General features: G+C 72.5%; 19 protein-coding genes. 13 read left to right on the top strand and 6 right to left on the bottom strand.

What is annotated here, in order from left to right:
• Nucleotides 1-12: 12 nt before the first annotated feature.
• A complete protein-coding gene (locus J2S43_RS19655) occupies nt 13-534 on the top strand; it encodes a DUF1697 domain-containing protein (RefSeq protein WP_306831275.1) in 522 nt (173 codons plus the stop codon).
• On the opposite strand, the gene J2S43_RS19650 is transcribed toward J2S43_RS19655, so the two are convergent.
• Nucleotides 514-1,377, bottom strand: coding sequence for an alpha/beta fold hydrolase (locus J2S43_RS19650; protein ID WP_306831273.1), 864 nt, complete (start codon nt 1,375-1,377; stop codon nt 514-516). The two genes, J2S43_RS19655 and J2S43_RS19650, sit on opposite strands and share 21 nt — an antisense overlap.
• A gap of 22 nt (nt 1,378-1,399) precedes the next feature.
• On the opposite strand from J2S43_RS19650, the gene J2S43_RS19645 reads away from it, so the two are divergent.
• Entirely contained in the window at nt 1,400-1,981 is a 582-nt protein-coding gene (locus tag J2S43_RS19645; protein ID WP_306831270.1) for a TetR/AcrR family transcriptional regulator, read from the top strand.
• Between the two features lie 180 nt (nt 1,982-2,161).
• On the opposite strand, the gene dhaM is transcribed toward J2S43_RS19645, so the two are convergent.
• On the bottom strand, nt 2,162-2,548 hold the full coding sequence (gene dhaM, locus J2S43_RS19640) for a dihydroxyacetone kinase phosphoryl donor subunit DhaM (protein ID WP_306831267.1): 387 nt from the start codon (nt 2,546-2,548) through the stop codon (nt 2,162-2,164).
• Nucleotides 2,549-2,617: 69 nt separating this feature from the next.
• On the opposite strand from dhaM, the gene dhaK reads away from it, so the two are divergent.
• The 4 genes from dhaK (at nt 2,618) to J2S43_RS19620 (ending at nt 6,289) form a co-directional block, all read left to right on the top strand.
• The gene (gene dhaK / locus J2S43_RS19635) at nt 2,618-3,610 is read left to right on the top strand and encodes a dihydroxyacetone kinase subunit DhaK (protein WP_306831265.1); all 993 of its coding nucleotides are present in this window, start codon (nt 2,618-2,620) and stop codon (nt 3,608-3,610) included.
• Nucleotides 3,611-3,612: 2 nt separating this feature from the next.
• Nucleotides 3,613-4,194, top strand: a complete 582-nt coding sequence (gene dhaL / locus J2S43_RS19630) for a dihydroxyacetone kinase subunit DhaL (protein WP_306831263.1) — start codon at nt 3,613-3,615, stop codon at nt 4,192-4,194.
• Nucleotides 4,195-4,277: 83 nt separating this feature from the next.
• Nucleotides 4,278-5,849: an FAD-dependent oxidoreductase gene (locus J2S43_RS19625; protein ID WP_306831262.1), complete on the top strand. Its 1,572-nt coding sequence runs from the start codon at nt 4,278-4,280 to the stop codon at nt 5,847-5,849.
• A 134-nt stretch (nt 5,850-5,983) separates the two neighbouring features.
• A complete protein-coding gene (locus tag J2S43_RS19620) occupies nt 5,984-6,289 on the top strand; it encodes an antibiotic biosynthesis monooxygenase (RefSeq protein WP_306831260.1) in 306 nt (101 codons plus the stop codon).
• A gap of 12 nt (nt 6,290-6,301) precedes the next feature.
• Here the strand turns inward: J2S43_RS19620 and J2S43_RS19615 are convergent, their stop codons facing one another.
• Complete coding sequence (locus J2S43_RS19615) at nt 6,302-6,643, bottom strand: YnfA family protein (protein WP_306831258.1); 342 nt, start codon at nt 6,641-6,643, stop codon at nt 6,302-6,304.
• Between the two features lie 107 nt (nt 6,644-6,750).
• On the opposite strand from J2S43_RS19615, the gene J2S43_RS19610 reads away from it, so the two are divergent.
• The 4 genes from J2S43_RS19610 to J2S43_RS19595 are packed head-to-tail and all read left to right on the top strand — an operon-like array spanning nt 6,751 to nt 9,857.
• Nucleotides 6,751-6,894, top strand: a complete 144-nt coding sequence (locus J2S43_RS19610; RefSeq protein ID WP_306831256.1) for a hypothetical protein — start codon at nt 6,751-6,753, stop codon at nt 6,892-6,894.
• A complete protein-coding gene (locus J2S43_RS19605; protein ID WP_306831254.1) occupies nt 6,891-7,913 on the top strand; it encodes an NAD-dependent epimerase/dehydratase family protein in 1,023 nt (340 codons plus the stop codon). Before J2S43_RS19610 ends, J2S43_RS19605 begins: the two co-directional genes overlap by 4 nt.
• Before the next feature lie 20 nt (nt 7,914-7,933).
• The gene (locus tag J2S43_RS19600; protein WP_306831252.1) at nt 7,934-8,578 is read left to right on the top strand and encodes a GNAT family N-acetyltransferase; all 645 of its coding nucleotides are present in this window, start codon (nt 7,934-7,936) and stop codon (nt 8,576-8,578) included.
• Between the two features lie 49 nt (nt 8,579-8,627).
• Complete coding sequence (locus J2S43_RS19595) at nt 8,628-9,857, top strand: dienelactone hydrolase family protein (protein ID WP_306831250.1); 1,230 nt, start codon at nt 8,628-8,630, stop codon at nt 9,855-9,857.
• An 83-nt stretch (nt 9,858-9,940) separates the two neighbouring features.
• Here J2S43_RS19595 and J2S43_RS19590 read toward each other — a convergent pair whose 3' ends face one another.
• Both J2S43_RS19590 and J2S43_RS19585 read right to left on the bottom strand, forming a co-directional pair.
• Nucleotides 9,941-10,132 (bottom strand): hypothetical protein, encoded by a 192-nt coding sequence (locus J2S43_RS19590; RefSeq protein WP_306831248.1) that lies wholly within the window; start codon nt 10,130-10,132, stop codon nt 9,941-9,943.
• 414 nt (nt 10,133-10,546) lie between these two features.
• Nucleotides 10,547-11,119, bottom strand: a complete 573-nt coding sequence (locus J2S43_RS19585) for a TetR/AcrR family transcriptional regulator (RefSeq protein ID WP_306831247.1) — start codon at nt 11,117-11,119, stop codon at nt 10,547-10,549.
• Between the two features lie 88 nt (nt 11,120-11,207).
• Here J2S43_RS19585 and J2S43_RS19580 point away from each other — a divergent pair, with 88 nt between their 5' ends.
• Together J2S43_RS19580 and J2S43_RS19575 are read left to right on the top strand one after the other, a co-directional pair.
• A complete protein-coding gene (locus tag J2S43_RS19580; RefSeq protein WP_306831245.1) occupies nt 11,208-12,092 on the top strand; it encodes an NmrA/HSCARG family protein in 885 nt (294 codons plus the stop codon).
• 251 nt (nt 12,093-12,343) lie between these two features.
• Complete coding sequence (locus J2S43_RS19575) at nt 12,344-12,997, top strand: GNAT family N-acetyltransferase (protein WP_306831243.1); 654 nt, start codon at nt 12,344-12,346, stop codon at nt 12,995-12,997.
• A 1,354-nt stretch (nt 12,998-14,351) separates the two neighbouring features.
• Here J2S43_RS19575 and J2S43_RS19570 read toward each other — a convergent pair.
• Entirely contained in the window at nt 14,352-14,906 is a 555-nt protein-coding gene (locus tag J2S43_RS19570; protein WP_306831241.1) for a TetR/AcrR family transcriptional regulator, read from the bottom strand.
• A 158-nt stretch (nt 14,907-15,064) separates the two neighbouring features.
• Here J2S43_RS19570 and J2S43_RS19565 point away from each other — a divergent pair, with 158 nt between their 5' ends.
• Nucleotides 15,065-15,460: an SDR family NAD(P)-dependent oxidoreductase gene (locus tag J2S43_RS19565; RefSeq protein WP_306831239.1), complete on the top strand. Its 396-nt coding sequence runs from the start codon at nt 15,065-15,067 to the stop codon at nt 15,458-15,460.
• The last annotated feature ends 43 nt before the right edge of the window (nt 15,461-15,503 follow it).

Raw genomic sequence — 15,503 nt, 5'->3', positions numbered from 1 at the left:
TACGCTGGCCGGGTGACCACGTATGCGTTGCTGCTCCGCGGGATAAACGTCGGCCGGAACCGGCGGGTGGGGATGGCCGACCTGCGGGCGCTGCTCGCCGAGCAGGGTTTCGGTGACGTCGCCACGCTGCTGCAGTCCGGCAACGTCGTGCTGACCACGGACCGATCGCGTGCGGAGTTGCGGAGCGAGGTGGAGGCCGCGATCGAGAAGCGGTTCGGCTTCGCGGTCGACGTGATCGTCCGGGATCGGGCCGAGCTGGCCGCCGTGTACGCGCTCAATCCGCTCGCGGACGTGGCGCACGACGGCTCACGATATGCGGTGACGTTCCTGCACGAGCCGTTCGCGCCCGACCTCGGTGGTGTCGACCGGGGGGACGACCGGTTCGCGGCCCACGGCCGGGAGCTCTACGTCTGGTGCCCGCACGGTCTCAGTGACAGCCCGGTGATGACGGCACTCTCGAAGATCAAGAACGGCCCGCCCGCGACGGTACGGAACTGGAACACCGTCGAGAAGTTACTGTCCATGATGGGCTGAGTCGAGGAAGTCGGTCATCCGCGCCGCGACCAGCTCCGGTGCGTAGGTGGGCACGTCGTGCGACGCACCCTTGATGATCTCCACGCGGGCCGCCGGCATCACCGACTCCAGCCGGGCCGCGGCGGCCGCGGCCGGGTAGAGCGCGCTGTGCTCGCCGAGCAGGAACATCGCGGGCGCGCCGATCGATGCCAGCTCCTCGTCGGTGAACACGGCCGGCGCCGGGATCCGCCGCCGGAACGCCATCAGTGACGGCAGCAGCGCGGCAAGGTGATCGTCGCGGAGCGTCGCGTTCCGCGCCGGGCCGGCGAGCCGGTGGCGCAGCGCGCGCGGTGCCAGACCGGCCAGCCCGCCGGCGATCACCCACGCCATGAAGCCCGCGGTCACCCGCCCGAACCCGGCCGGGTCGAGCAGCGTCAGGCCGGCCACCCGGGACGGCGCGGCGAGCGCGTAGCGCAGGGCGGCCCACCCGCCGTAGGACATGCCGGCCAGGTGCATGCGCGGCGCGTCCAGCCCGTCGAGCGTGGCGGTGAGGCACTCGATCGCCTCGGCCGCGGTGGTGAGCGGCCGGGTCTGCTCCGCCAGGCCGGGCTCGCCGATCAGGTCCAGCGCGATCACCGGGTGGTTCCGGCCGAGTGGTGCGATGTATCGGTGCCAGGCCACGGCGTTGCCGCCCGCGCCGGACAGCAGCACGACCGGCGTGCCGGTGGCCGCGCCGGCGTGGTGCGCGACGGCCGTGCCGAACGGCGTGGGGATCGACGTCGACGAGGGGAACGGGGCGAGCGCGGGGCGGTAGAGGGCGAGGAAGCGCTCCTGAGCGTCGGGGGTGGTGAACGACGAGTTCATGGTACGACCGTATCATCAAACCATGCCGAAGCGAGTGGACCACGACGAGCGGAAGCGGCACATCGCCGGAGCCCTGCTGCGCATCGCGGAGGAGCGCGGCCTGCAACACGCCAGCATGCGCGAGGTCGCCACGGCCGCCGGCGTCTCCGTCCGCCTGGTGCAGTACTACTTCCACACCAAGGACGAGCTGCTGCTGGCCTCGCTCGGCTACCTCGCGGAGCAGCTCGGCGACCGGATGAAGTCGCGCCTCACGGCTACGATGGAGCCGCGCGCGTTCGTCACCGAGCTGCTGCTGGCCGTGCTGCCGGCCGACGCCGAGAGCGTGCGCATCACGCGCACGTTCGCCGCGTTCTACAGCCTGGCCCTGGCCGAGCCGCACCTGAGCGAGCAGGGCATGAACTATCCGGACGGCCTGGAACGCGTGGTCGCGTCGCAGTTGCGCACGGCGGGGATCGCGGAGCCGGTGCTGTCGGCCGCCGGTCTGCTGGCGCTGACGAACGGTCTCGGCTCCAGCGTGCTCAGCGGCCAGCGCGACGCCGCATCCGCGACGGAAGTCCTCCGCCACCACCTGGACCTGGTCTTCGACCGGGCGGCGGTTTCGTGATCGGGCTGTCCCCCATGTCGCTCCACTGAGCTTTCGGCGTCAGGGTCACCGGGCGGCGGTCTTCTGGTGATCCAGGCGTCATCGCAGTCGTTCTAACGACTGCAACGACGCCTGGATCCCGGTTGGCCGGCGGCTCACTCCGACGTCGAGAGGTCGGCAACGACGTGGGGGACGCCCCGCTCATGGGAGTTTGCCCGCGGAGCGGGACTCCTCGGCGGAGGCGACGACCGCGGAGAGCGGTGCGCCGATGGAGGCGGTGACCACCGCGGCGACGCCGCCCTCGACCAGCGGGGCGTCGGCCAGCCGCAGGTCGGCGCGGTCGAGGTCGTCCAGAATGGTCAGTGCGGTCAGCACCGAGCTGCCGATGTCGGCCAGCAGCAGCACGCCGTCGCCGTGGTCCGCGCGCGCGATCGCGCCCAGGATCAGCTCCTCGCTGGTGCCGAGCCCGCCGCCCGCGGTACCGCCGGCCGTCTCGACCGCGACCACGCCCTTGCTCAGCTCGGTGAGGAGCTCCCGGAGGCCGTCCACGAGCCGGCCGCTGTGCGAAATGAGCACTATCCCCACCATGCCCGGATCGTAACGCCTGGCGTAATCGCGGGCAGCGGGAGAAGCTGATCGGTGGAAGGGAGCGCACCGATGAAGAAGTTCATCAACGATCCGGGTGACGTGGTGGCGCAGGCGCTGGCGGGTCTGGCCGCAGCCCACCCCGAGCTGCGTGTAGACCCTGATAACCAACTGGTGATCCGCGGGGACGCGCCGGTCCGCGGCAAGGCGGGCATCGTGTCCGGCGGCGGCTCCGGGCACGAGCCGCTGCACGGCGGGTTCGTCGGCTTGGGGATGCTGGACGCGGCCTGTGCCGGTGAGGTGTTCACCTCCCCGGTGCCGGACGCGATCCTGGCCGCCACCCGCGCGGCCGACGGCGGTGCGGGCGTGCTGCACGTCGTCAAGAACTACACCGGCGATGTGCTCAACTTCGAGATGGCGGCGGAATTGGCCGGCGACGAGGGGATCACGGTGGAGACCGTGCTGGTCGACGACGACGTGGCCGTGCAGGACTCCACCTGGACCGCGGGCCGGCGCGGCACCGGCGCCACGCTGATCGTGGAGAAGGTGATCGGTGCGCTGGCCGAGGAGGGCGCGTCGCTGAAGGACGTGGCCGCGACCGGGCGCGCGGTGAACGAGCGGTCCGGCTCGTTCGCGGTGGCGCTGACCGCGGCGACCACGCCCGCGGCCGGGCAGCCCGGCTTCGACCTGCCGGACGACGAGATGGAGGTCGGCGTCGGCATTCACGGCGAGCCCGGCCGCCGGCGCGCGAAGGTGACGCGGGCGAGCGAGATCGCGACGCTGATGGTGGACGCGATCCTGGAGGCGAAACCCGCGCAGGGCAGGGCGATCGTGCTGCTCAACGGGCTCGGCGGCACACCGCTGCTGGAGCTCTACCTGCTCTACGGCGAGGTGGCGACCATCCTGGCCGGGAGGAACATCGAGATCGCCAGGAGCCTCGTCGGCAACTACGTCACCAGCCTGGACATGGCCGGGGCGTCGCTCACGATCTGCCACGCGGACGACGAGATCCTGCGGTTGTGGGACGCTCCCGTCCGTACCCCCGGATTGCGCTGGGGGTTGTGATCATGAATGTCGAACAGGCGCGTGCGTGGATCGCGGCGATCGCCGCGACCGTGGAGGCGGAGGCGGAGACGCTGACCCGGCTGGACTCCGCGATCGGCGACGGCGACCACGGCGCGAACCTGAAGCGCGGTTTCGCGGCGGTGCGGACGGCGCTGGAGGGGTTCGAGGCGCATACGGTCGGTGACGTGCTGACCAAGACCGGCGCGACGCTGATCTCGAAGGTCGGCGGCGCGTCCGGACCGCTCTACGGCTCCGCGTTCCGGGCCATGGGCAAGACGCTGACCAGCCCGGACGTCACCACGGAGCAATTCGGCGACGCGCTCGACGCCGGACTGGCCGCGATCCGGAAGCTGGGCGGTGCGCAGCCCGGCGACAAGACCATGGTCGACGCGTGGTTACCGGCGGTCGCGGCGTTCCGGAAGAAGGGCCCGCAGGCGGCCGCGACCGCGGCGGAGGAGGCGGCACGCGCGACCACCGACCTGCAGGCCCGCAAGGGACGCGCGTCCTACCTCGGTGAACGCAGCATCGGCCATCAGGATCCGGGGGCGACGTCGACCGCGCTGATCTTTCGGGCACTGGCCTGAATTTGCCAGAGTGGCAAGCTTTCTTGCCGCTGCAACCGGTCCGGGCCACTCTCGTTCGTAGCGGAGAACGAGGAGGCAACACCGTGAAAGAGCAGTACGACGTGGTGGTCATCGGCGGCGGGGCCGCCGGGCTGAGCGGTGCGCTCGCGCTCACCCGGGCGCGCCGCTCGGTCCTGGTCGTCGACGCGGGTGAGCCGCGCAACGCACCGGCCGGGCACGTGCACAACTACCTGGGCCGGGAGAACACGCCGCCGGCCGAGCTGCTGCGGATCGGGCGCGCGGAGGTCGCGTCCTACGGTGGTGAGTTCCTGGACGCGGCCGTCGCCGACGTGACCGGCGACGCCGACCACGGCTTCATCGTGACGGCGGGCGACGCCTCCGTCGGGGCGCGCCGGATCCTGGTCACCACCGGGCTGACCGACGAGCTGCCGGACATCCCCGGGCTGGCCGAGCGGTTCGGGCGCGACGTGCTGCACTGCCCCTACTGCCACGGGTACGAGGTGCGTGACCAGGCGATCGGCATCATCGCGACCGGCCCGATGGCGGTGCACGGCGCGCTGCTCTGGGGCCAGTGGACCGGCGACGTCGCACTCTTCCCGCACGACGGCTTCACGATCACGGACGAGCAGCGCGAGCAACTGGCCGCGCGCAGGGTCCGGATCGTCGAGGGCCGCATCGCCGGCGTGGAGGTCACCGGCGACCGGCTGACCGGCGTCCGGCTGGACTCCGGCGAGATCGTGCCGCGGGACGCGCTGGTGGTGCAGACCGGTGTGCGGCCGCGCGACGAGCTGCTGCTCCGGCTCGGCATCGTCGCGGAGGAGAAGCGGATGGGCCCGATCTCGATCGGTGCGTTCGTCCCGGTCGCGCCGACCGGCGCCACGAGCGTGCCCGGCGTCTTCGCGGCCGGCAACGTGGTCGACCCGATGGCGCAGGTGATCGTGGCGGCCGGGAGCGGGCTGATGGCCGGCGCCGCGCTGAACATGGACCTGATCGAGCAGGACACCCGGCGCGCGGTCGCGTTCCAGCGGCTCGGCGTGAGCGGCGACGACCCGGCCGAGCTGTTCTCCCGCGACTACTGGGAGCAGCGGTACGAGCGGCGCGGCCACATGTTCAGCGGCGACCCCAACGCGCATCTGGTCAGCGACGTGGCCGGACTCGTGCCGGGCCGCGCGCTGGACGCCGGCTGCGGCGAGGGCGGCGACGCGATCTGGCTGGCGCGGCAGGGCTGGGAGACCACCGCGGTGGACATCTCCGCCACCGCGCTCGCCCGCGCCGCCGAGCACGCGGCCACGGCCGGCGTGACCGTCACCTGGGAGCAGGGCGACCTCACCGAGTGGACGCCGGAGCCGGGCGCGTACGACCTGGTCAGCTCGCAGTTCGTGCACATGTACGGGCACGCGGCCGAGGATCTCTACCGGCGACTCGGGTCCGGCGTGGCCACGGGCGGCACGCTGCTCGTCGTCAACCACAGCTACACCGACGTGGCGCAGCCGCGGCTCAACCGCCCCGACCTGCCCGAGATGTTCATGACCGCGGCGCAGATCGCCGCCACGCTCAAGCCGGATGAATGGGACATCGAGGTGGCCGAGGAGCGAACCCGGCCCGCGAACGGCACCACGGTGCACGACGTGGTGGTCCGGGCGAAACGCCGCTGACCGGCCCCGCGGGTTCGCACGGTTGCATTACAGCCGTGTGAACCCGCTGCTGGAGGCGCGTGTTCGCCCCCTGCGTGTGGCGGGTAACGGGCACAATCGACCCCGACAACCAACGCTGAAGGCGAGGTCGGTCCGTGATCGCACGAGTCTGGCGCGGCTGGGTCCGCGCCGAGGACGCCGACGGCTACGACCGGCACTACCGGGCCGAGGTGCTGTCCACGCTGCGCGCGGTGAACGGTTTCAGCGGCGCCCGCCTGATGCGCCGCGCGGTCGGCGGCGAGGTCGAGTTCCTCGCCATCACCTACTTCACCGACATGGACGCGGTCCACCGTTTCGCCGGCGACGACCCGGAGGCCCCGGTGATCGCGGACGCGGTGCGCGGGCTGTTCATCCGCTACGACACGCTCGTCCGCCACTACGAGGTCGACTTCGAGACCTGAGAGACAGTGGAGTCAGCCCGCATCCCCTCGCGGGGCGTACATGATCACGGCGACGCCGGCCAGGCAGAGCGCGGCGCCGATCAGGTCCCACCGGTCCGGGCGGAACTTGTCCACGACCACGGCCCAGGCCAGCGAGCCGGCCACGAACACCCCGCCGTACGCGGCCAGAATCCGGCCGAAGTTCGGGTCCGGCTGGAACGTCGCCACGAAGCCGTAGATGCCGAGCGCGATCACACCGGCCGCGATCCACCACAGGCCACGGTTCTCCCGCCAGCCCTGCCAGATCAGCCACGCGCCACCGATCTCGGCCAGCGCCGCGAGGCCGAACAGCAGCAGTGATCGCACGATGTCCACGCGGTGCACCGTACCCGCGGATGATGTTGATCTGCCCGTGCCGTGCCCGTGGTCCCTAGGATGGTCCGGTGACCGGCGGATGTGGATGCGGGAGCGGGGCGAGGGGAGTGATCGCGTCGTTGATCGCGGGCGGCGCCGGGCCGTATGCGGGCACGTTCGACGATGATGCGTGGCCGGCCGGGAAACGGCTCGATCCGGGGCCGTGCACCGAGGCGATCGCGCGGTTCCTCGCCACCGGGAAGCTGTCGTGACCGTGCTCGTCACCGGCGGGTCCGGGTTCCTCGGCGCGCACTGCGTCGCGCATCTGCTGCGGCTCGGGCACGACGTGCGGGCCACGGTGCGGTCGCCTGCCCGCGCCGATGCGGTCCGCGCGGCGGTCGGGGGGCCGGCCGGTCCGTCGTCTGTGGACGGTCTATCGTTCACGGTCGCGGATCTGACCGCGGATGACGGGTGGGACGCGGCCGTCGCCGGGTGCGATGCGGTGCTGCACGTGGCGTCGCCGTTCCCGGCGGGTGAGCCGCGGCGGGCGGACGACGTGATCGGACCGGCCCGGGACGGCACGCTGCGAGTGCTGCGCGCGGCCCGGGACGCGGGCGTTCGCCGTACCGTGGTGACCTCGTCCTTCGCGGCCGTCGGCTACGGCCGGCGGGCACCCGGGCACGTCTTCCGCGAGGACGACTGGAGCGACGCGCCGGCCGGTGCCTACATCCGGTCCAAGCTGATCGCCGAGCGTGCCGCCTGGGACTTCGCCGGCCGGCACGGAACCGCGCTCACCGTGATCAACCCGACCGGCATCCTCGGGCCGCCGCTGAGCCGGGACTACTCGCTCTACGTCACGCTGATCGAGCAGATGCTCAACGGCCGGTTGCCCGCGCTACCGCGTCTCTCCTACGGCCTGGTCGACGTCCGGGACGTGGCGGATCTGCACGCGCGCGCCCTCACCGACCCGGCCGCCGTGGGCGAGCGGTTCATCGCCGTCGCGGGCCAGATGTCGCTCGACCGGATCGCCGCGCTGCTGCGCGCCCGCCTCGGCCCCGCCGCCCGCCGGGTCTCCACGCGCACGCTGCCCGACGGGCTGGTCCGCCTCGCGGCCCGGGTCAGCCCGCGGATGGCCCTGATCGTGCCGGACCTCGGCGTGGAACGACCGACCACGAGCGACAAGGCGCGCGCGGTGCTCGACTGGGCGCCGCGGTCGATCGACGAGTCCATTCTCGACACTGCCACCCGCCTGTCCCGGCTCGGCCTTCTGCGTACCCCGATCCGTTCATGAAAGCGTTCTAGTGTCCGCGGGTGCCCGCCCGTCCGCTGCCCGTGCTGTGCCGGCCGAACGACCTGCACGTGGCGCAGACCGCCCGGTTGTGGATCGTCACCGGCCGCGTGACCGACCACGCGCGGTGGACCCGGCAGCTGGCCGACGACCCCGAGCCCGCCGCGGAGTGGCCGGCCGAGCTGCTGCGGCAGGGACGCGGCGTGCTGCTCGGCCCGGTCGCCGACTCCATCGCGTACGGCGAAGGCCAAGCGCTGATGCCGATCGACCCGAGCCGGCTGTTCATCGCCGCGATCAGCCGCTCGACGCACCATCTCATCGGCGGCATGACCCTGACCGGCGACGAGCTTCTCGGCGGAATCGGCCGAACCCACCGACGCCAGGGGTACGGTCGCGAGATGCTGGCCGCGGTGTGCCAGCTCGCCCACCGCCACTTCGACGTCCCACGCCTGACCGCGGTCAGCGCGCCGGGCAACGAGGCCGCCCGCCGCTGGCTGGCCGGCGCCGGCTTCACCCCCGACGGCACCGCCGGCGTCACCCTGGACGGCACCGCCGGCTTCACCTCGGACGGCACCGCCGGCGTCACCCCGGACGGTGCCGGCTGGGAGCGAAGCGATGCGGGCCACAGCCTCCGCTGTCCTCGCCCACGCTCGGCGTCCGCCCGGTAATCATTGACAGGGCTTGATGGAAAGCGCTTTCCCGCCTACCATCGGCGGCATGAAGCGCCGTGCCTTCGCCGCCCTTCCCGCCGCCGCGCTGCTGCCGGCCGCCACCGCATCTCTCAGCGACGCCGCGCCGGCCCGGGCAGCCTCCGCACCGGCCGGCCCCATGACAGCCGGCCCCGGCACGCCGCTCGGCTCGTTCGAGTCACCCGGCGTCGTCCACGGCAACCTGCCCGCGTTCTACGAGCGGCTGCGCGCCGACCTGACGTACCCCGATGCCTGGGGTAACTCCCCGATCCGCGACTTCGGCGCGTGGCGCCGGCACGCCCGCGCGCTCGTCGAGCGCCACCTCGTCCACCCCGCCGACGACCGGCTCCCGTTCCGGCCGCACGTGCTCGACGAGCAGAAGACCACCCGGGGTTACGTGCGGCGCCTGGTCGCGTTCGACCTCACCCGCTACAGCCGGGTGCGCGCCGCGCTGCTCACGCCGGACCGCCCCGGCCCGCACCCGGCCGTGCTGCTGCTGCACGACCACGGCTCCCGCTTCGACATCGGCAAGGAGAAATTCGTCGAGCCGTGGTGGGACGAGACGCGCCTGGCCTCCGCCCGGGAGTGGACGACCCGTCTGATGAGCGGCCGTTTCGTCGCCGACGAGCTGGCCGCCCGGGGTTACGCGGTGCTCGCCGTCGACACGCTCGGCTGGGGCGACCGCGCCGGCCTCACCTACGATGCGCAGCAGGCGCTGGCGGGCAACCTCTACGAGCTCGGTTCGTCCCCCGCCGGCCTGGCCGCGCGCGAGGACGCCCGCGCCGCCGCGTTCCTGGCCTCGCTGCCGCAGGTCGACCGCCGCCGGATCGGCGCGATCGGCTTCTCGATGGGTGCGTTCCGCGCGTGGCAGGTCGCCGCGCTCTCCGACCACGTCGCCGCCGCCGTCTCCGCCTGCTGGCTCACCACGGTCGCCGACATGATGGTGGTCGGCAACAACACGTTGCGTGGCCAGTCCGCGTTCTGGATGCTGCACCCCGGCCTGACCCGCCACCTGGACATCCCGGACGTGGCCACGATCGCCGCCCCCAAGCCGCTGATGGCCTTCGACGGCGCCGACGACACGCTCTTCACCCGGGCGGGCGTGGCCGCCGCCCACGCCCGCCTGCACGAGGTCTGGTCCTCCCAGCGCGCGACCCGCAACCTGCTGACCAAGATCTACCCCGGCAAGGGCCACGTCTTCGACGCGGACATGCAGGAGGAGAGCTTCACCTGGCTCGACCACGCCCTCCGACGTTGATCCAGACCCTTGAGGTGAGAAGGGACGTGAACCGACGATCGGGGGCGCCGGGTCGGCTGACTGGATGGCGTTGTTGTCCAGCATCACCCGAGATCCGTCGCGGCGATGGCCACCAGCGCACCCGATCGCGGCGACCCGGCCGCCAGCGCCAGCCGCGCGACCAGCCCGGAGAACGCCAGCAGCACGGCTCCCTGGCGCGCGGCGGCCCGCGGATCCTCCCCGCCGAGCCCTGCCCGCACGCGCAGCACGGCCCACCGCCGCCGTGAGCCGGCCATACGCCCGAGAATATCGGTCTGAGGTCGTGAATTCCGGAGAATCCCGACCGGGCCCGCCACACCCGCCGTACCGGCGAAAGGCTTCGAAGAGCTTTTGATCTTCCCGCTTCCGGCGTGGCGCAGTCCGCACGCTCCCGCGGGCACCGGTCGTCGCTGGCGCTCCTCCCTGCCGGTTCCCGGGTGGTCCCGAGAAGACCGGTGCTGCCTCGCGCCGCCGGGATCGTGACGCGGGGCGGGTGCCGGGTGGCGGTGCCGTCTCGCGCTGCCGGGATCGTGATGCGGGGCGGGTGCCGGGTGGCGGTGCCGTCTCGCGCTGCCGGGATCGTGATGCGGGGCGGGTGCCGGGTGGCGGTGCCGTCTCGCGCTGCCGGGATCGTGATGCGGGGCGGGTGCCGGGCGGTAGCTCTGCTCGCGCTAACGGGATCGTGGTGTGGGGGTGGGGCTGATGCCGGCGATGGTGAGGGCCAGGAGGCGTGCGGACTCGGTGGCGGCGTTCGGGTGGTCCTGCGTCGCCAGTGCGATGCCGGTGATCAGCGCGAGCAGGTCGGTCACGGTGACGCCCGGGGTCAGCGCGCCGGCCGCGGCCGCGCGGGCGATCAGTGGGGAACCGGCGTCGGTGATCCGGCTGGTGGCGCAGTGCGGCTCGGCCTCGGCCATCCGGTCGCGGTTGAGCGCGGTCGCCAGCCCGCCGATCGTGGCCGCGGACGCGGTGACCGCGGAGAGCCACTCCAGCAGCGCGGCCCGTGCGTCCTCCCGTGCCACGCAGTCGCGCGCGAGCGTGCACAGGCTCTCGATCCGGTCGTGGAAGACCGCCTCCAGCAGTGCGCGCCGGGTCGGGAAGTGGCGGCGCACCGTGCCGGAGCCGACGCCGGCCGTGCGGGCGATCTGTTCCAGCGAGGCGTCCGCGCCGTCCGTGGCGACCGCCTCCGACGCGACCGCGAGCAGCAGCGCGTAGTTGCGCCGCGCATCCGCGCGCTGACCGGTCATCGCATCACCCTCTTGCTAAGTGGCGGGGCCCGCCATATCTTAGCGTCATCGAAACGGCGGTCCCCGCCGTTTATTGGAGGCAGCTGTCATGACCGTTCTCGTCGTCGGTGCCACCGGCCTGCAGGGTGGCGCCACCGCCCGTGCTCTGCTGGCCGCCGGCGTGCCCGTCCGTGCCCTGGTCCGCGACCCCGGATCGCCGCGCGCGGCCGAGATCGCCGCGCTCGGTGCCACGCTGTACCGGGGCGACCTGCGCGACCCCGCCTCGCTGACCGGTGCGGTGGCCGGCGTCCGGGCCGTCTTCTCCGTCCAGATGCCCGCGTGGAACGAGGACGGCTCGGCCGACTTCGACGACGAACTGCGCCAGGCGGTCAACCTGATCGACGCGGCCGCGGCCGGCGGCGTCGAGCAGTTCGTGCAGACGTCCGTCTCCGGTGCCGGTCGGCACGCCGGAGGCCGATGGGCGCCGATGGACGCCGTCTACCGACCCAAGATCCTGGCCGCGGAGCGCATCCGTGCCGTCGGCTTCCCGCGGTGGACGCTCCTCAAGCCCGCGTTCTTCATGACGAACCTGCACCCCGCCACCGCGTACCTCTTCCCGCGCGGCGTCGAGGGCGGCCTGGCCACCGTGCTCAAGCCGGGCACTCACCTCTCACTCGTCGCCGTCGACGACATCGGCCGCGCCGCCGCCGCGGCGTTCACCGACCCCGGGCGCTTCGACCGGGTCGAGCTGGAGCTGGCGAGCGACTACCGCACCATGACCGAGATCGCGGCGACGCTGTCCCGCGCACTGGGCACGCCGATCGCGGCGCCGGACATGACCGAGGCCGAGGCCCTCGCGGCCGGGATGCCGCCCTATGCCGTGCTCTCCCACGCGTTTCTCGACGCGGTCGGCCAGCCGGCCCGGCCCGAGTTCGCCCGCGCGCTCGGCATCCCCCTCACGTCGTTCGAGACGTGGGCGAATTCCGCGCTGTAGGAGGGGCATTCAGCATTGACCGGCTCGCGGGCCGGCGGTGTCGTGGTGGAGTTGTGCGCTGGTGTGATCGGCCCGCCGTGCCGTGGTGGAGCTGTGTGCGGCGTACCCACGGTGGTTGATCGCGAATTTCGGACGCGACGTGTCCGGTGGATGCCTGCGGGCTGTCGCCGGTCACTCGTAGTGTGGGTGCCGGCCGGCGTTCGCCGGGGGAGGCCGGCCGGTGTCCGGACTGGACCGATGGATTGGCGAGGGTGGCGGTGATCAGTCGTCCCGCGGTGACCTGCCGGCCGAACGACCTGCACGTGCTGGAGACGGAACGGCTGTGGATCGTGACCAGCCGGGCGACCGACTACGTGCGCTGGCTGCGGATCGCGGTCGACGACCCGGAGTCGGCGCCGGACTGGCCGGAACACGTGGTGGCGCAGGCGCGGCAGGTGGCGATCGGGTCCGTCGCGGATCCGGTGGACGCGTCCCAGCCGGGCCTGCCGGTCGACCCGGACTGGCTGTTCCTGGCCGGCGTTCACCGGGAGACGCGGGAACTGGTGTCCAGCCTCTCCGTCTTCAGCCGGAACCGGGCCAGCGAGATCGGCGGCTCGGTCCGGTACGGCTATCGCGGGCAGGGCTACGGGCACGAGACCCTGGTCGCGGCCTGCGCCCTGGCGCACCGGCACTTCGGCATCGCGCGCCTGGTGGCCGGTGCCGAACCGTCCAACACGGCCTCACGCCGGTGGCTGGCCGGCGCCGGGTTCACGTCGGCGACCGGCCCGCCCCGGGTCAAGCTCGGCAACGGCCGCACCATCGAGGCCCTCTGGTGGGAGCACGTGGACAGGGACGCCGAGCTGCGCTGCAGCCGTCCCCGCCCGCACTTCCGGCGTGGCCTGCTCCGCACCCTGGCGAGACGCTGACGACCTCGCCGGATCGCCCGCCGTCCGGCGCGCGGCCGGTCAGCCCGTCCTCCGGTGCATAGCCGGTGCATCCGCCTTCCGGCGTGGCCGGGCCGATGGCCTTCCGGCGTGGCCGGGCCGATGGCCTTCCGGCGTGGCCGGACCAGTGGCCTTCCGGCGTGGCCGGGTCGCCTCGTTCGGCGGGTGTCGGATTGCCGCGTTTCGGCGCGGGGCCGGAGGGCTCGGCGTCGACTGCCGTGTCTGGACCGGTCGACGATCGGCCGCTTGCGGTCGTGTGCGGCAGGACCGCGGAACGGCCGGGCCGATGTCCTGGTCGAGGCGGGCATCATGGACCACTGTGGAGACGGTCATCAGGTTGTTGCGGTATCCGCTGAAGAGCGCCCGCCCCCAGGTTCTGCGCGAGTCCGTGGCCGGGTTGAACGGACTGCAGGGGGACCGGGACTGGGCGTGCCCGCTGTCGCCCGCGCGTTGCCCGCCGACGTTCGCGCGTTGCCCGCTGTCGCCCGCGCGTTGCCCGCCGTCGCCCGCCGGCCTTCCTCTGTTGCCCATCCCTTCGGGCCGGCTCTGTTGCCGGCCCTTCGGAGGGGGAGCGCGAGCCAGCCCGGCCCCCTCGTGGCAGTCGGGGGCTGCGCGTCCGAAATGTCACGACACCTCACCCTTCGGCGCGAGTGCCGGTCCGCGAGTCGCCACCGCCGCGGCCTGAGTGATCAATCAGTGGAGCAAAAGATAGATCAAAAATCGAAGTTGATCGCCCTTTTGCTCCACTGATTGATCACTCAGGCGCCAGGCCCGAGGTCGTCGAGAGTTCCGGGCCTCGCCAGCAAGACGATTGCCCGCTTTATCTGGAAATTTCGGGCACCGGGTGCCCGGGTCCACACCGGAGGGATGCGACTCTGCCCGTCGTCGGCGGTGTTTCGACTCCCGGAGACCGTGCCCGAGTCGCGCACCGACAGCGAGCGCGCCACGGAACCCGGATCGGACTGAGGGAATTCCTGCTGGCCAGAGAAGTGCGGTCGTACCGCACCGACTTCAAGATCGAAATGGACTACTGGCCCTTCGGCGTCAGGGTGAGACGCGCCTCCCGGTGGCGGCCCCCTGTATCCCGAATCTCGGGCCCGCGGTGCCCGGATGACCAGCACTGCTCGCACCTCAAGATCGAAATGGACCAGTGGCATTGGACCGGTGCCCGCGGGAGCATGCCCAGAGGGGCCACGCCGGAAGCGGGAATATCCGCCTTTACTGAGCTTTCGGGGTTGAGGTTCGAGCGGGGCTGGCCGTCTGGGCGCTGCGCGTCCGAAATTCACGTTATAGGGGTTCGCTGCCGCCGAGCGCCGCTCACCCTGACGCCGAAGGCTCAGTAGAGGGGTTTCTGCCGCAGGCCGTCGAGGAGGAGGTCGAGGAGGCGGCCGGCCTGGGCGCGCTGGTCGGGTTTGCCGGCGGCGAGGGTGATGCCGGAGAGGGCGACGAGGACGTCGTCCGGGGAGACGTCGGTGCGGATCAGGGTGGCGGTGGTGCCGGCGGTGAGGAGGCCGTCGAGGGCGGTGAGCATGCGGTCGCGGCTGTGGGCGTAGGGGTTGCCGCCGGAGGCGATGACGGCGCGGAGGGCGTCGGCCATGCCGTGTTTGGTGGTCATGTAGTCGAGGAAGCGGTCCATCCAGGCGCGTAACGCCCTGTCCGGCGGGAGTGCGGCGGCGAGGTCGGGGGCGGCGTCGCAGAGGCGGGACAGTTCGTTGCGGTAGGCGGCCTCGACCAGCGCCTCCCGCGTGGGGAAGTGGCGGTAGAGCGTGCCGATGCCGACGCCGGCGGACTTGGCCACGGATTCGAGCGTGACGTCCGGGCCGCCCAGGGTGAAGGCGCTGACCGCGGCGTCGAGCAGCCGTTCGCGGTTGCGCTGCGCGTCCGCACGCATGGGGTGGGCGCCCTTCCTGGTCGTCGAGCGGGGTTGGTCAGGATATCGCGCCTGCTTATTCCCGCCTGTGGTGGATCTGTCGCGGGCCTGGCCGTGGACGGACCCCGATGGATAGATTACCGGAGGAACCTCCGTTTAAGATCCACGAAGGGGAGTGCATGTTCGACCGGGCGGCCACGGCCACGACCGCGGCGGTCAGCTCCCGTGCGCACCTGCGTTCGGCGGTCGTGTTCGAGGACGTGCACTACCGGGCCCGGCCGTACGACGCGGGGGAGGCGCACGGGCAGTCGAAGACCGCGAACGTGCTGTTCGCGGTGGAGGCCGCGGCGCGGTGGGCGCGCGACGGCATCGACGTCAACGCGCTCGACTCCGGCAGCGGCGGGACGGCCACGTCCGTGCTGCTCGCCGCGTCACCGGCGGTGAAAGGCGTCACCGGGCGGTACTTCGAGGATCGCGCGGAGGCCGGCCCGCACGCGCCTGGCGTCGCAGCGTGGGCACTGGATGTGGCGGCCGCGGCCCGGCTGTGGGAATTGTCGGTACGGACACTCCGATGAAAAACCTCACCACGCCGTACGCCGCCAGATCGTTGATCATGAG

Origin of the sequence: Catenuloplanes nepalensis (assembly GCF_030811575.1) — a bacterium.
Classification (GTDB): domain Bacteria; phylum Actinomycetota; class Actinomycetes; order Mycobacteriales; family Micromonosporaceae; genus Catenuloplanes; species Catenuloplanes nepalensis.
This window is presented reverse-complemented; position numbering and strand designations above follow the sequence as displayed.

Coding starts and splice junctions, on each gene's coding strand:
- J2S43_RS19650 (WP_306831273.1), bottom strand. CDS start 1,377: ATGAACTCGTCGTTCACCACCCCCGACGCTCAGGAGCGCTTCCTCGCC.
- J2S43_RS19645 (WP_306831270.1), top strand. CDS start 1,400: ATGCCGAAGCGAGTGGACCACGACGAGCGGAAGCGGCACATCGCCGGA.
- dhaM (WP_306831267.1), bottom strand. CDS start 2,548: ATGGTGGGGATAGTGCTCATTTCGCACAGCGGCCGGCTCGTGGACGGC.
- dhaK (WP_306831265.1), top strand. CDS start 2,618: ATGAAGAAGTTCATCAACGATCCGGGTGACGTGGTGGCGCAGGCGCTG.
- dhaL (WP_306831263.1), top strand. CDS start 3,613: ATGAATGTCGAACAGGCGCGTGCGTGGATCGCGGCGATCGCCGCGACC.
- J2S43_RS19595 (WP_306831250.1), top strand. CDS start 8,628: ATGAAGCGCCGTGCCTTCGCCGCCCTTCCCGCCGCCGCGCTGCTGCCG.
- J2S43_RS19590 (WP_306831248.1), bottom strand. CDS start 10,132: ATGGCCGGCTCACGGCGGCGGTGGGCCGTGCTGCGCGTGCGGGCAGGG.
- J2S43_RS19585 (WP_306831247.1), bottom strand. CDS start 11,119: ATGACCGGTCAGCGCGCGGATGCGCGGCGCAACTACGCGCTGCTGCTC.
- J2S43_RS19580 (WP_306831245.1), top strand. CDS start 11,208: ATGACCGTTCTCGTCGTCGGTGCCACCGGCCTGCAGGGTGGCGCCACC.
- J2S43_RS19570 (WP_306831241.1), bottom strand. CDS start 14,906: ATGCGTGCGGACGCGCAGCGCAACCGCGAACGGCTGCTCGACGCCGCG.
- J2S43_RS19565 (WP_306831239.1), top strand. CDS start 15,065: ATGTTCGACCGGGCGGCCACGGCCACGACCGCGGCGGTCAGCTCCCGT.